Consider the following 14,162-nt stretch of genomic DNA (forward strand, 5'->3'; position numbering starts at 1 on the left):
CCGTCTGCCGCTACGTTTTCCGGGTGACGACTGCACCGGCTCGCGGCTACCGACCTGGTGAGGCGGGCTATCGCAGGCTGTCAGTGGCGTTGTTCGCGGCCGGGCTGGCGACTTTCGCGATGCTCTACAGCACTCAGGCCCTGCTGCCCGAGCTGGCGCGGGTGTTCCGGGTCTCCCCCAGCCAGAGCGCCTTCAGTGTGTCGTTGGCCACTCTGGGGCTTGGTATCGCGCTGCTGATCGCAGGCCCGGTCTCCGAGGTCATCGGCCGCACCAAGCTGATGCGATGGTCGGTGGCGGCCGCGGCCGCGATAGCCGTCCTCTGTGCCCTCGCACCGAACTGGCAGGTCCTGCTGGCCCTCAGAGGTCTGCAGGGCGTGGCGCTCGCCGGGCTCCCGGCTGTTGCGATGGCGTACCTCCGCGAGGAGGTCGCAGACGACAGTCTCGCCAGGGCGAGCGGCCTCTACATCGCGGGCACAGCAGTAGGTGGCATGACCGGCCGGCTCGTAGCCGGCGGCCTGGCTGACCTGGGAGGGTGGCGAGCTGCCCTGACCGGCATCGCTGTGCTCGGCGTGGCCTGCGCAGTACTGGTCGCCATCCTGCTGCCCGACTCGCAGAACTTCGTCCGTGCGACTGGTAGCCGCCAGACTCGCAGAGTGCTCAAAGACCCAGCACTGCTTGCCCTCTACGGCATAGCCGCCACCGCGATGGGCGCTTTCGTCGCCGTCTACAACGCTACGGGCTTCAGACTCGCTGCAGAGCCATACGGTCTCGGGCCCGGGCTGGCCGGGCTGGTGTTCGCCGTCTACCTGGTCGGCTCCGCAGCATCAGCGGTCGCAGGCAGGTTGGCCGACAGCTACGGCCGCCGCGCGGTGGTGCCGGTCGGCTGTCTGGTGACACTGGCCGGCGTCAGCCTGACACTCGCGACACCACTCCCACTGGTCATCGCCGGGCTCGCAGTGATGACAGCGGGGTTCTTCGCCGTCCACGGAGTCGCCAGCGGGTGGGTCGCCGTACGGGCTCATGCAGGTGGCGGTGGTACTGGTCAGGCGGCCAGCTTCTATCTCTTCGCGTACTACCTAGGCTCCTCCGTCTTCGGCGGCCTGGCCGGTACTGCGTGGACGCGCGCCGCCTGGCCCGGAGTAGTCGTCGAGGCGGGTGCTCTACTCCTCATCACGTTACTCCTGGCTCTCCTGTTGCGGCGCAGTGCCAAACTGACCACCTGACGCGAGCAACCGATGCGGCATGACAGTGAACGCCGAGGACTTGCTCAAGGCCCTCGACGCCACGGTCTCGGACGTCACCGACTAGGTCAGCAGTCCTCGCTGACCTGCTCTTAGACCCGCTTGGAAGCGGGTGGTCGCGTCTAGCGCCTTCAGGATCCGTTGCATCCGGCGCTCGACCGTTCGCTGGGCTACGCCGAGTCGGCGGGCTATCGCCTGGTCGGTCAGCCCAGCGGCGGCCAGAGCCAGCAACTGCTGGTCCTCGAAGGTCAACGGCCCGTCCGAAGCTTGCGGTGACAGCGGAGTCGCCTGCTGCCAGAGCAGCTCGAACAACCGCAGTAACGCGTCCAGCAAGGTCGACGGCCCGATCTCGACGAGCTCCTGCCCGGTTTGCAGCAGCCCTGTCCGCCCATCGGCGACCACCAGCTTCAGCGGTACGTCCCGAAGCATCCGGCAGCTCGGCCCGGCACTACGCGCAGCAGCGATCTCCGCAGGCTCCACGAGAGCAGCCATGTCGTAGATGGTCCGATAGGTCACTCCATGAGCCCGTCGAGGCTCGATCGGCAGTACGACGAACGGCGGCTTGTCCAGCACCAGTACCTCGGTCTGCGCACTCTGCTGAGCTTGGTAGAACCGTTGCGCCATCGCCTGCGCCCCACGGATCACCGTGAACGGCCCAGCATCGTGCCGAGCCCGGAACTCCGAAGTGAGCGCGGCGGCGCCGAGACGCGCCTGGACGATCGCTGCCTGCTTGCGAAGCGCCAGGAGCTCCACCGCGGCCTCGGGCACCGCCGGGGTGTAGCGGGCCGGGCGCCCCGGAGTACGGGAGGCCAGGCCCAGTGTCAGGAGCGAGCGGAGGTGCCGGGCCACCCGTGCGGTGGCCCAGCCTGTGTCAGTGACCAGTTCGGTCGTGGTTGCCTCTGGCCGGGCCAGAAGCACCCGGTAGAGCTGCTCGTCCTCCGAGCAAACACCGAGCGCCTCCAGCACCGGAGCAGGCCTGTAGTTGTGCATTAGGGGAGGGCGTGGACGTGGGAGCCGACCTGGTTGGAGAACGCGTTGCCGTTGAGTGCGTCCCAGTTGGTCGACCAGGTCATGGCGCCGCGCAGCGTGGGCCAGGTGGTACTCGGCTTGAAGCTGCCGCAGTTGGTGCCCCTGGCGAGGCAGTCCAGCGCGTTGTTGACGATCGTCGGCGACACGTAGCCGCTACCGGCTCCCCGGGTCGACGCCGGCAGACCGAGACCGACCTGGTCGGGCCGGAGCCCGCCCTGCAGCAGGATGCAGGCCTGCGCGGTGATGAAGTCGACCGAGCCCTGCGAGTAGACCTGCCCGTTGCAGCCGTTCATCGAGCCGGAGTTGTAGTACTGGACGTTGACGATAGTCAGGATGTCCTTGATCGCCAGCGCCAGCTTGAAGTACTCGAACGTCGGCGCCTGCATGTCGATCGTCTGCGGCGCCATCGTGATCACCAGTCCGCTGCCGAAGCTGCTCCGCAGGCTCTGCAGCGCCTGACCCATGTACTGCGCGTTGACGCCGTTCTCCAGGTCGATGTCGATCCCGTCGAAGCCGTACTCGCGCAGGATCGACAGCGCACTGCTCGCGAAGTTGGCGGCCGCGGTCGCGTTGGCGACCGAGACGGTGCCGTTCTGGCCGCCCACGGACAGGATGACCTTCTTACCGGCCGTGTGCTTGGCGGCGATGTCCGCCTTGAACTGCGCGACGGTGTAGCCGTTCAGGCCGGCGCTGTCGAGGGTGAAGGTGATGCCACCCGGCCGGGACGCGTCCGTGTCGGCGAAGGCGACCGCGATCAGGTCGTACGCCGCGGGCACGTCGGAGATCTTCTGGACCGTCGCACCGTTGTTGAAGTTCTGCCAGTAGCCGGTCAGGACGTGCTTGGGCAGGTTGCCCGTCGGCGGATTGGTCGGCCCGCTGGACGTCGTACCGGAGACCGTCGCCCCGTACGCCGAGCAGTTGCCGGCCGCGTCGCAGGCGCGCACCTTGAAGCTGTACGTCGTGGTCGGGTTGAGGCCCGTCGCCGTCCAGCTGGTCACGTTGCCCACGCTCTGCGGGGCGTCGGAGCCGCGAACCACGTCGTACCGGCTGACGCCGTTCGCGTCCGAGGCGGCCGACCAGTTGAGCTGCAGTGAGCTCGACGTCGGGCTACCCACCGTGAGACCGCCCGGTGTGGTCGGCGGCGTCGTGTCCGGCGGCGGGCCGGTCCCACCCGGTCCATCCAGTACTACGTCGTCCGCCTGGTACGGCGGCAGGCCGTACCAACCGTGCAGGTAGACCGTCACGGTGGTGGCCGAGGCGCTCGTCGTGAAGGTCGTGGTCAGCTGGGCCCAACCGGTGCTCGAGGTCCAGGTGCTCGTGCCGCCGTCGGCGCCGAGGTACACGTTCGAGCCCTTCACCCAGGCCGACAGCGTGTACGTCGAGCTCGGCTTGACCGAGACCGACTGGCTGCAGCGGGCGTTGTCGTTCGACGTCGGCGTGCCCTGCAGCTGGTAGGTGCCGCCGTGGGCCGAGCCACTGACGGCGGCTCCGGACCCGGCGGTGCAGGACCAGCCGGCCAGGGTGCCGGTCTCGAAGGTCCCGTTGGTGACGAGGTTGGTCGCCGCGGAGCTGGTCCCGGTGGTCAGGAGCACTCCGGCGAGGGCGAGAAGCAGGGCGAGCAGGACGGGGATGACCGCGGAGTGGGGGCGGTTGGTTCGCGGGTTCATGTGACACAAAGTGTGACGAGTCAACTACATTGTCAAGACCCTACATAAAGTGGGAGCGCTCCCACGCTCAGTAAAACTGAAAAATATGCTGGGTTTTAACACCAAACCGGCCTATACCCCACGGTTTTGCCCGAAGAAGGGCAGGAAGCCTGCAAAGCGGTAAGCGCTTGCAGCCAGTGCCGAATTCCTCCCGGGAAGGGCTCCACCGGGAGGAATTTCCGCAAAAGGAAAGGCGACGGCCCCCGGCGGGGGGGTGACCGGGGGCCGTCTTCGGCCACGGGCTCGGGGGGAGGAGCCGGGGGCCGATCAGGAGGCGACAGTCTGCCACTGTCGAGAGGTATGTACCCCCCGAATCCGGAAGTCACACATCTCAGTTTTATTGCAACCGAGTGCCCGAACTACCGGCACCTGGACCTCGATCAGAGGCTTCCAGGCCAGTGCCACTGTCACACTGCTCATCAGTCTAACGGGAGACCCGGCTACACGAAAGGCCGGGCCCCTCGGCGTTTCGCCGACCACCCTATGCTCGACCCCATGGAACACCCGTCGGCGTCCCGATCAGCCGCCTTCTTCGACCTCGACAAGACGATCATCGCCCGCTCCAGCACGCTGGCCTTCTCCCGGCCGTTCTACGCCGGCGGACTGATCAACCGGCGGACCGTCCTGCGCAGCGCCTACGCCCAGTTCATGTACCTGCTCGGCGGCGCCGACCACGACCAGATGGAGCGGATGCGGGAGTACCTGTCCGCTATGTGCACAGGCTGGGACGTCCAGACGGTCCGCGCGATCGTCGCCGACACCCTGCACCACATCGTCGAGCCGATGATCTACGACGAGGCGGTGACGCTGATCTCGGAGCACCATGCGGCCGGCCGGGACGTGGTGATCGTCTCCTCGTCCGGGGCCGAGGTGGTCGAGCCGATCGGCGCGATGCTCGGCGCCGACAAGGTGATCGCCACCCGGATGGTGGTTGCCGATGGCAAGTACACGGGTGAGATCTCGCAGTACGCGTACGGCCCGCACAAGGCGACCGCGATCACCGAGCTCGCCGCCGCGGAAGGCTATGACCTGAAGGGCTCCTACGGCTATTCGGACTCGATCACCGACGAGCCGATGCTGGCTGCGGTCGGCCATCCGTTCGCGGTGAACCCCGACAAGGCGCTGCGCCGGCTCGCGGTGGCGCGCGACTGGCCGGTGCTCGACTTCACCAAACCAGTGGCACTGGAAGAGGGCAAGAGGTTCCACGAGGTCCGCCGGCCGGCCATCGCCGCGACCCTCGTCGGCGCGGCCCTGACCGCCGCCGGACTGCTGCTCTACGCCGCCCGCCGGCGCTCGAAGCTCAACGAAAGTTGAGGCGGGCTCCGTTCTTCACAGCTTCATGAAGGTCTCGTTAGCCCTTCCCAGGAAGGGATCCGGGGAGTACAAAGGAAGCACAAAGGATCTTCGGATCCGGTAGAGAATCGCACGGCAGCCAGGCACCCACGCGGCGACCAGCCCATCCCAACCGGGCAGCACGACCCCAGACTTCGGCCAACGCCGAAACCATGGGGCGGCAGACAAGGTGCACGCTTGGTAACCAGGATGACGTGCTCGCGACGGCGCTCTCTTCGGAGAGCGCCGTTCGCAATTTCTTTAGTGGGTGGAGCCTTTACTGGGTAGAGAGATTGAGCGGTGAGCGTTCCGCCGAGAGCGCGATCACTTCACAACTCCTCAGTAACCAGGCCTGTACGCCGACCAGCCCACCGTCGGCGTAGTCGCGCAGACCCTGGGCGTAGGAAGCACGCAGCTCGAAGTGCCCGATCTCCGGCACCGTGACCGACAACGGGTCGATGCCCTTAGCAACCAACACGGCGCGCTCGGCGGCCCGCGCGACCAATCCGTTGGCGGCCGGAAAGGGCCGCAGCACCGCTAGTTCCGCGTGCACGATCGCGGCCACCACCAGCCCCGGCGCCTTGGTCGGGCGGGCCAGCGCCTGGGCCAGCCCGTGCAGGCGCTCCCACATCTCGCCGGCGGGCGGCGCCGGCGGCAGGCCGGGGATGTCGTCCGGCAGCGGCTCACGGCTGGTCCGCAGGTGACCCAACTGGTCTTCACTACCGAGTTCGACCGCCGCCAACTGGTGAAGTCTGGTCCAGACCTGTACCGGCGCGGTGTCCATCCGCGGCGCGAGGCTCATCAGCTCGCCGGTCATCCGGACGGCTCCGGCCGTCCAGGCGTCGCCGCCACCCCGGCGTACCTCCTCCAGCGTCGCCTGGCTGCCCGCCAGCACGGCGGAGGCGTGGGCACCCCGGAGCAGCGCCTCGGCGGTCATGTCCGCACTGACCTTCCGGAGCCCACGGTCGCGCAGTACCACGTCGACCGCATCCCGGGCCGCACGGGCCGCCGAGCCGACCCCTTCGAGTCCCACCAGCGGTTCGAACACATCAGCGCTCATGAACCGCACTCTAAGATGCAGTCTCATGGCCGCCAGCACCGACTCCGCCGGGGTCCCCAGGTTCAGCATCGTGGTCCCGTGTCATGCGTCACGGGCCTGGCTGCGGCCGTGCCTGGATTCGGTCCTCAGCCAGTCGTGTGCCGACTTCGAGGTCATCGGGGTGGACGACGCGAGCCCGGACGGCAGCGGCCGGATCCTCGACGAGTACGCCGCCGCCGACCCGCGGCTCCGGGTGCTGCACCTGAGCGAGAACGTCGGGCTCGGGCTCGCCCGGAACGAGGGCCTGAAGGAGTGCAGCGGCGACTACGTGCTGTTCCTGGACGCCGACGACGTCTTCCTGCCCGGCGCGCTGGCGGCGATCGCCACCCGGATCGACGCGACCGACCGGCCGGACATCGTGATGTTCGACTACGAGCGGGTCTTCTGGGACGGCCAGGTGGTCCGCAACCAGCGGCACGACGCGTTCGCCCGCGAAGGCGCCGGCGTCTTCACCGCGGCCGAGCGGCCGGTCTTCCTGACCTTCCTCGAGGTGGTTTGGAACAAGGCGATCCGGCGCGACTTCCTCACCCTGCACGGCTTCGTCTTCACCGCCGGGTTCTACGAGGACGCACCCTGGACCTACTCCACGATGCTGACCGCGCAGCGGATCGCGACGCTGGACCAGGTCGTCGTGCACTACCGGCAGCACCGGACCGGCGGCAACATCCACGCCACCGCGACCCGGCAGCAGTTCGACATCTTCGACCAGTACGACCGGGTGCACGCGTTCATCACCTCCGCCCCGGAGCTGGCCGGCTGGCGGCGGTTCGCCTTCGACCGGTCGCTGGACCACATCCTGGCCGTCCTGGACAAGCCCGAGCGGATCGATCCGGAGCAGCGGGCCGAGTTCTTCCACGCCGCCGCGGCCTTCGCCAAGCGCTGGAAGCCCGAGGGGTACGTCGTCGACAAGACCCGGCGCGGCTTCCGCCGGTGGCAGATCGTGCACGACGACTACGCGACGTACACGACCTTCAAGCTCAGCGCCAAGATGCTCAACGTGCCGAGGCCCCTCAAGGCAGTCGGCAAGCTGCTGCAGCGCGACCTGGATCCGAACCTCGCTCTGTACGGCGCTTACTGGTTCAAGCAGTACGCGTGCAACCCGCGAGCGATCTACGAGAAGGCCGCCGAACTGGCTCCCCAGCTCCGGGGGATCTGGGTGATCGACGCCGACCACATCGGCGCGATCCCGGAGGGTGTCGAGTACGTGGTGGCCGGCTCCCCGGCGTACGAGAAGCTGGTCGGCAAGGCGACGTACTTCATCAGCAACATGAACCTGCCGAAGGAGCTCGAGAAGCGCGACGGGCAGATCCACCTCCAGACCCAGCACGGCACGCCGCTGAAGACGATGGGCACCGATCTGCGGCATTACCCGGTCGCAGCGAAGGACCTCGACCTGGACGAACTGATGCGCCAGGTCGACCGGTGGGACTTCAACCTGTCCTCGAACCGGTACTCGTCGGAGATCTGGGAGCGCACCTACCCGGCCCATTTCGAGGACCTCGAATACGGGTTCCCCCGCAACGACCGGCTGCTGAACGCGACGCTGGACGACGTCCGGGCGATCCGGGCGTCCTTCGGATTCGACGACTCGCACCTGGTGGTCTTGTACGCGCCGACCTTCCGCGACGGCGTCGACTCGGTCCGTACGCCGACGGGCCTGGTCGATCTCGGTGGCGACGGGATCCACCTGGACCTCGACCAGCTGGCCGCCGCGGCCGGTGACCACGGGCGGGTCCTGGTCCGGACCCACTACTCGCTGTCGAAGCATCCGTCGGCGCGTTCCGAGCGAGTGGTGGACGCGTCGGACTACCCACGGGTCGAAGACCTGATGCTGGCGGCCGACGTGCTGATCTCGGACTACTCGTCGATCAGCTTCGACTACGCCAACCTCGACCGGCCGACCGTGCTGCTGGTCGACGACCTCGGCGCCTACGACAACACCCGCGGGACGTACTTCGACATCACTGCCTTCCCGCCTGGCCTGGTGGCGCGCTCGTCGGAGGAGTTGCTCTCGGCGCTTCAAACGGGCGCGTTCGCGAAGGCTGAGGCGGCCAAGCACCGGCAGTTGTTCCGCGAGAAGTTCTGCGAGTTCGACGATGGCCAAGCGGCCGAGCGGGTGGTCCGCCGGATCTTCCTCGGCGAGACCGAGCTGCCGCCGATCACGCCGCTGGCCGACCGTCGGCCGGCGCCGTCGCCGCACCAGCTCTGACCGAACGGCTGCGAGATTTCGCGGCCGGTTGTGCATAATGGTGACCATGTCGACCAGCCCGGTGATCGCGAGCGCAGTGCGCGATCGCTTCGGCCTGCGACGACGACGCACTGTCTGAACACCTCAGCCCTGTTCCGGTGCCTCGTTCCCAAGGACTTCTGCCATGTCCGCAGTGCTGTCTGCCCTTGCCACCCAACTGTCCAGCGCCGTCACGGCCGCCTTCGGCGCGCAGTACGGCGTACTCGATCCTGAGCTCCGGGCCGCGACCAGACCCGAGTTCGGTCACTATCAGACCAACCTGGCGCTGCGGCTCGCTCAGCCCCTCGGGCAGTCGCCGCGTGCCGTCGCCGAGCAGTTGGTCGCCGCGCTCGACCTGAGCGGGTTGTGCGAGCCCGTGCAGATCGCGGGGCCGGGATTCATCAACCTCACGCTGCTGCCGTCGGTCCTCGCGGCCGGCGTCAACGAGCCGGTCGTCTTCGCGCCGCGGGGTGAGCGCGTGGTGGTCGACTACTCGCAGCCCAACGTGGCCAAGCAGATGCACGTCGGGCATCTGCGGTCGACGGTGATCGGCGATGCCTTGTGCAACGTGCTGCGGGCCGTCGGGTACGAGGTGATCCGGCAGAACCATGTCGGCGACTGGGGTACCCAGTTCGGGATGATGGTCGAGCAGGTCCTGTTCGAGGGCCTGGTGGTGGAATCCCTCGATATCGAAGGGTTGCAGCAGCTCTACCAGCGGGGCCGGAAGCATTTCGATGCCGAGGGCAACTTCGGCGACCTGGCCCGCGCGCGGGTGGTGTTGCTCCAGTCGGGTGACGAGGAGACGCTGGCGATCTGGCGGCAGATGGTCGAAGTCTCACTGGTCGAGTTCGACCGGATCTATGCGCAGCTCGGGTCGCCGTTGACGCGGGCCGACGTGGTCGGCGAGAGCGCGTACAACGACCGGCTACAAGCCGTTGTGGACGATCTGACGGTTGCCGGGCTGCTGACGGAATCGGGTGGGGCGTTGTGCGCATTCCTGCCCGGGTTCGCCGGGCGGGACGGGTCGCCGCTGCCGGTGATCGTGCGGAAGTCGGACGGCGGATTCGGGTACAGCGCGACCGATCTGGCCGCGGTCCGGCATCGGGTCGACGACCTGCACGCGAACCGGATCGTGTACGTCGTCGATCATCGGCAGGCCTTGCATTTCCAGCAGATCTTCGCGCTCTGCCGGGCGGCCGGCTGGCTGCCGGCGACCATCCCCGCAGAACATGTTGCCTTCGGCACCGTCCTGGGGAAGGACGGGAAACCGTTCAAGACCAGGGCCGGTGACACGATCAGATTGGCGTCCCTGCTGGACGGCGCCACCGCGCGGGCGCAGGCCTTGCTGGACGAGCGGGAGACGCTGGAAGAAGGAGCGCGCGCTGCGGTCGCGGCGGCGGTAGGCATCGGGGCGATCAAGTACGCGGATCTGTCGAGCGACCGGATCAACGACTATGTCTTCGACCTCGACCGGATGGTCGCGATGACCGGCAACACCGGTCCGTACCTGCAGTATGCGCACGCGCGGTTGTCCCGGTTGCTTTCCAAGGCGGGCGAGACTCCTGGTCTGGTGACTGTGCTGGAGCAGCCGGCCGAGCAGCGGCTGGCCTTGCTGCTCAGCGGGTTCGGCGACACCGTCATCCAGGTTGCCGTGACCCTCCAGCCGCATCGGTTGTGCACCTATTTGTTCGAGGTTGCCGCAGCGTTGTCCACCTTCTACGAGACCTGCCCGGTACTGACCAGCGAAGGAGAAGTACGGGCCAGCCGGATCGCGTTGTGCGCGGCGACCCGGCGCGTGGTGCACGATGGCCTGGGCTTGCTGGGCATCAGCGCGCCCGACGCAATGTGAGAGGGGCTCGCCGATGTTGCCATGGTCCACGGAGCTGGCCGGACGGCTCGACCAGTCGATCTTCGACAGCGCGTATCTGCGCGGCAACCCGCTCGGCGATCCGCACGAGCGGCCGGTGCTCGTCTACCTGCCACCGGGGTACGACGAATCGGATCAGCGCTACCCGTCGATCTACGTGGCGATCGGCTACACCGGGCATCTCGGGACGTGGTTCAACCGGCCCGCGTTCCGCCAGCCGTATCCGGAGTTGCTGGATGCGATGTTCGCGACGGGTGACGTGCCGCCGGCGATCGTGGTGTTCGTCGACGCGTGGACGAAGTACGGCGGCAGTCAGTACCTCGACTCGCCGGGAACCGGGCAGTACCACTCGTATCTCTGCGACGAGCTCGTGCCGTGGGTCGACGCACGGTACCGGACCATCGCGGACCGCGACCATCGCGCGATCACCGGCAAGTCCAGTGGCGGGTACGCCGCGATGGTGACTCCGCTGCTGCGCCCGGACGTCTTCGGGGCGCTTGCGACGCATGCCGGGGATGCCTCGTTCGAGGTCTGTTTCCAGCCCGTGTTCCCGCTGGTGGCCCGGCGGCTGCGGGACCAGTACGACGGGTCGTACGAGAAGTTCTTCGCCGACCTGGAGACGCGGCCGGGCCGGTTCACCGGGCAGGATGTGGAGTTCCTGGAGATGTACGGGTGCGCCTCGGCATACTCGGCCGAGCCGGACGGGACCGTGCTGATCCCCCACGACGAGCTCGGCCGGATCGTCCCCGAGGTCTGGGAACGCTGGCTGAGCCGCGACCCGGTGCACATGGTCACCACCGAGCCCCGGTACGCCGAGGCGCTGCGGTCGATGCGTGCCGTGTGGATCGACGCGGGCAAGCAGGACGAGTACTACCTCGATGTCGGTGCGACTGCCTTCCATCGTGCCGCGCTGGCGGCCGGAGTACCGGAAGAACGCTTGTCCTTCGAGCTGTTCGAGGGAACCCACGGCGGGATCGAGTATCGCTATCCGCTCGCCGTCGAGTGGCTCTGCCGGAAGCTGGCTGCCTGATCGGGTAAATGGGGTGCCGGGTCGCCGGGCCGGCTCTACCGTTCTCGGCATGGGGACGTTTCCGGAGTGGGTCGAGGCCCGGCCGATCGAGAAGACCGACGCCAGCGAGTGGGCGGCGCTGCTCAACGACGTACAGGTGGCTGATCAGAACGGCGAGAACTACGAGGCCGAGGATCTGGTCGAGGAGCTCAGCGATCCGAAGGTGAATGCCGAGCGGGACACCGTCGGTCTGTGGATCGACGGCGTGATGGTCGCCTACGGCGTCGTCTACTGGCGCAAGAACCTGGTCGACGTGGACCGGCTCAACACCGACTCCGCAGTCCGGGCGACCTGGCGCCGCCGCGGCCTCGGGCGGGCGTTGCTGACCTGGATGATCAGCCGCGCTCACGAGCTGCATGAAGAGCACCACCCGGACGTCGCCGACGCAGAGCTCAATGTCAACGCAATCAGTACGAACCTCGGCGCCGCTGCGCTGTTCACCGGGCTGGGCTTCGAGGAGTGCCGGTATTCCTTCACGTTGCAGCGCCTCTTCGACACCCCGATCCCGGCGGTCGGCCTACCGGACGGGCTCCGGCTGGTGTCCTTCGAACCGGCGTACGACGAGGCTCTGCGGCTGACCCACAACGAGGTCTTCCTGGACCACTGGGGTTCGACGCCGAAGGACGAGGAGACCTGGAAGGTGTGGTTCACCGGGTCGCGCGCGTTCCGCGCCGGACTGGCGTTCCTGGTCCTCGACGGCGAGCAGATCGTCGCCTACGCGATCGGGTACGAGTACGAGGCCGACACCGCGGTGACGGGGATCCGTGAGGTCTACGTGGGGCAGGTCGGCACGGTCCGATCGCACCGTGGTCGCGGGCTGGCTGCCGTGGCGCTGTCTGCCCTGATGACGCAGGCAGCCGAGACCGGCTTCAAGCGGGCGTCCTTGGGCGTCGACACACAGAACCCGACCGGGGCCCTCAGCCTCTACGAACGCCTCGGCTTCCAGCAACACACGAAGTGGACGACCTACCGCCTGCCACTCACCTGATCGGCAAGCGGTAGGCGGTAGGCAATAGGTGGTGCCGGATCAGACGTGGGAGTCGACCACGACCGGTTCGGCGGCCACGTCCGGTACGACCTGCTTGCGCCGGATCCACGGGCGGACGCTGAGGACGATGACGGCCAGCGTCAGAGCCGCGTAGACGGCCGAGCCGACGAAGGCTGCGTGGACGCCGTCGGTGAGGATCTCGCGAGCCCGCTCGGCGGGGATCCTCGACGCTGCGTCCGAGTTGCGGCTCGCAGTACCGAAGATCGTGACCAGGATGCCGAGCCCCAGGGCCCCGCCGACCTGCTGCAACACGTTCAGCATGCCGGACGCGGCACCTGCATCCGACGGCTGGACGCCGGCCAGTGCGCGGCCGGTCAGCGGGATGAAGAGCATCCCGGCGCCGAACCCGAACAGGACCAGCGGGCCAACGACGCCACTGAGGTAGCTGCTGTCCTCGGAGAGCCGGGTCAGCCAGAACGTGCCGGCCAGGACCAGCAGTGAACCGCTGATCATCAGCCTGCCGCCGTCGATCCGGCCGAGTAGCCGCGGCACGATCCGGGACGAGGTGAACAGCAGACCGGTCATCGGCAGGAAGGCCAGGCCGGCCTGCAACGGGCTGAAGTTCAGCACGCCCTGGAGGTACTGCGTGAGGAAGAAGAACATCCCGAACATCGTCCCGATCACGAGCAGCATGGTCGCGTACGCCGCCACCCGGTCGGGGTTGCCGAACAGCCGCAGCGGCACGATCGGGTGGCTCACCCGGCGCTCGATCAGCACGAACGCGGCGAGCAGGACGACACCGGCGGCGAACGCGCCGAGTACCTCGGCCGACGTCCAGCCGACCTCGGCGACGCGGATGAAGCCGAAGACGATCGAGGTGATGCCGAACGTCGACGTCAGCGCGCCGGCGACGTCGAACTTGCCCTTCTCGGGCGGCGTCTCGGACAGCACCTGCCTGGCTGCGAACACCAGGCCGATACCGATCGGGACGTTGATGAACAGCCCCCAGCGCCAGGAGACCCAGTCGGTCAGCATGCCGCCCACGACCAGGCCGACGCTCGCGCCGCCGGAGGAGACCAGACTGTAAAGACCGAGAGCCTTCATGCGTTCCGGGCCTTCGCGGAACGTGAGCATGAGCAGGGTCAGGGCCGCCGGAGCCGCGATGGCCCCGCCGATGCCCTGCAGGACACGCGCCGCCAGCAGCAGCTCGGCGGACGGGGCGAGCCCACCGAGCAGGGATGCGACAGTGAAGACGCTGATACCGGTGATGAACACCCGGCGGCGGCCGAGCAGGTCGCCGGCCCGGGCGCCGAGCAGCAGCAGGCCGCCGAAGGCCAGCGCGTAGGCGTTCTGGACCCAGGACAGGCTGGACGGGCTGAAGTCGAGGGCGTGCTGGATCTTGGGCATCGCGATGTTCACCACGGTGCCGTCGAGGATCACCATCAACTGGGTAATCAGGATGACTGCGAGGACTACCCCCGGCCGCCGCGCGGGCGGACCGGTTCGGGCGACGGCCGGGCCTGCGGATGTTGCCGACATAGTGTGACTTGCTCCTTACCCCGAAGGGGCTAGAGTGGATTCCAATGAAGTGGAGTGCTCCTCCG

Annotated in this window: 10 protein-coding genes; 6 read left to right on the forward strand and 4 right to left on the reverse strand. The window is 67.8% G+C overall.

Going from position 1 to position 14,162, the window contains the following annotated elements:
- Nucleotides 1-23: 23 nt before the first annotated feature.
- Complete coding sequence (locus G3I17_RS28835) at nucleotides 24-1,223, forward strand: MFS transporter (protein WP_203590900.1); 1,200 nt, start codon at nucleotides 24-26, stop codon at nucleotides 1,221-1,223.
- An 81-nt stretch (nucleotides 1,224-1,304) separates the two neighbouring features.
- On the opposite strand, the gene G3I17_RS28840 is transcribed toward G3I17_RS28835, so the two are convergent.
- Together G3I17_RS28840 and G3I17_RS28845 are read right to left on the reverse strand one after the other, a co-directional pair.
- On the reverse strand, nucleotides 1,305-2,231 hold the full coding sequence (locus tag G3I17_RS28840) for a helix-turn-helix domain-containing protein (protein WP_164600749.1): 927 nt from the start codon (nucleotides 2,229-2,231) through the stop codon (nucleotides 1,305-1,307).
- Complete coding sequence (locus tag G3I17_RS28845; protein WP_164600750.1) at nucleotides 2,231-3,937, reverse strand: glycoside hydrolase family 18 protein; 1,707 nt, start codon at nucleotides 3,935-3,937, stop codon at nucleotides 2,231-2,233. The genes G3I17_RS28840 and G3I17_RS28845 overlap by 1 nt, the downstream gene beginning before the upstream one ends.
- A 522-nt stretch (nucleotides 3,938-4,459) precedes the next feature.
- On the opposite strand from G3I17_RS28845, the gene G3I17_RS28850 reads away from it, so the two are divergent.
- Nucleotides 4,460-5,290, forward strand: a complete 831-nt coding sequence (locus tag G3I17_RS28850) for an HAD family hydrolase (protein ID WP_164600751.1) — start codon at nucleotides 4,460-4,462, stop codon at nucleotides 5,288-5,290.
- Nucleotides 5,291-5,585: 295 nt separating this feature from the next.
- On the opposite strand, the gene G3I17_RS28855 is transcribed toward G3I17_RS28850, so the two are convergent.
- Nucleotides 5,586-6,368, reverse strand: a complete 783-nt coding sequence (locus G3I17_RS28855) for a cell filamentation protein Fic (RefSeq protein WP_164600752.1) — start codon at nucleotides 6,366-6,368, stop codon at nucleotides 5,586-5,588.
- A 25-nt stretch (nucleotides 6,369-6,393) separates the two neighbouring features.
- On the opposite strand from G3I17_RS28855, the gene G3I17_RS28860 reads away from it, so the two are divergent.
- From G3I17_RS28860 to G3I17_RS28875, 4 genes are all read left to right on the forward strand, one after another.
- The gene (locus G3I17_RS28860) at nucleotides 6,394-8,616 is read left to right on the forward strand and encodes a bifunctional glycosyltransferase/CDP-glycerol:glycerophosphate glycerophosphotransferase (protein ID WP_164600753.1); all 2,223 of its coding nucleotides are present in this window, start codon (nucleotides 6,394-6,396) and stop codon (nucleotides 8,614-8,616) included.
- Between the two features lie 163 nt (nucleotides 8,617-8,779).
- Nucleotides 8,780-10,483 carry an arginine--tRNA ligase gene (gene argS / locus G3I17_RS28865; protein WP_164600754.1) on the forward strand — a complete coding sequence of 568 codons (1,704 nt, stop codon included), beginning with the start codon at nucleotides 8,780-8,782 and terminating at the stop codon, nucleotides 10,481-10,483.
- A 13-nt stretch (nucleotides 10,484-10,496) separates the two neighbouring features.
- Entirely contained in the window at nucleotides 10,497-11,531 is a 1,035-nt protein-coding gene (locus G3I17_RS28870; RefSeq protein WP_164600755.1) for an alpha/beta hydrolase-fold protein, read from the forward strand.
- 49 nt (nucleotides 11,532-11,580) lie between these two features.
- Nucleotides 11,581-12,558, forward strand: a complete 978-nt coding sequence (locus G3I17_RS28875) for a GNAT family N-acetyltransferase (RefSeq protein ID WP_164600756.1) — start codon at nucleotides 11,581-11,583, stop codon at nucleotides 12,556-12,558.
- Between the two features lie 39 nt (nucleotides 12,559-12,597).
- On the opposite strand, the gene G3I17_RS28880 is transcribed toward G3I17_RS28875, so the two are convergent.
- Complete coding sequence (locus G3I17_RS28880; RefSeq protein WP_164600757.1) at nucleotides 12,598-14,097, reverse strand: MFS transporter; 1,500 nt, start codon at nucleotides 14,095-14,097, stop codon at nucleotides 12,598-12,600.
- Between the last annotated feature and the right edge of the window lie 65 nt (nucleotides 14,098-14,162).

The sequence above is a fragment of the Streptomyces sp. SID13031 genome (assembly GCF_010548305.1).
In the GTDB taxonomy this organism is placed as follows: domain Bacteria; phylum Actinomycetota; class Actinomycetes; order Propionibacteriales; family Kribbellaceae; genus Kribbella.

Coding starts and splice junctions, on each gene's coding strand:
- G3I17_RS28840 (WP_164600749.1), bottom strand. CDS start 2,231: ATGCACAACTACAGGCCTGCTCCGGTGCTGGAGGCGCTCGGTGTTTGC.
- G3I17_RS28875 (WP_164600756.1), top strand. CDS start 11,581: ATGGGGACGTTTCCGGAGTGGGTCGAGGCCCGGCCGATCGAGAAGACC.
- G3I17_RS28845 (WP_164600750.1), bottom strand. CDS start 3,937: ATGAACCCGCGAACCAACCGCCCCCACTCCGCGGTCATCCCCGTCCTG.
- G3I17_RS28850 (WP_164600751.1), top strand. CDS start 4,460: ATGCTCGACCCCATGGAACACCCGTCGGCGTCCCGATCAGCCGCCTTC.
- G3I17_RS28870 (WP_164600755.1), top strand. CDS start 10,497: ATGTTGCCATGGTCCACGGAGCTGGCCGGACGGCTCGACCAGTCGATC.
- G3I17_RS28880 (WP_164600757.1), bottom strand. CDS start 14,097: ATGTCGGCAACATCCGCAGGCCCGGCCGTCGCCCGAACCGGTCCGCCC.
- G3I17_RS28860 (WP_164600753.1), top strand. CDS start 6,394: ATGGCCGCCAGCACCGACTCCGCCGGGGTCCCCAGGTTCAGCATCGTG.
- argS (WP_164600754.1), top strand. CDS start 8,780: ATGTCCGCAGTGCTGTCTGCCCTTGCCACCCAACTGTCCAGCGCCGTC.
- G3I17_RS28855 (WP_164600752.1), bottom strand. CDS start 6,368: ATGAGCGCTGATGTGTTCGAACCGCTGGTGGGACTCGAAGGGGTCGGC.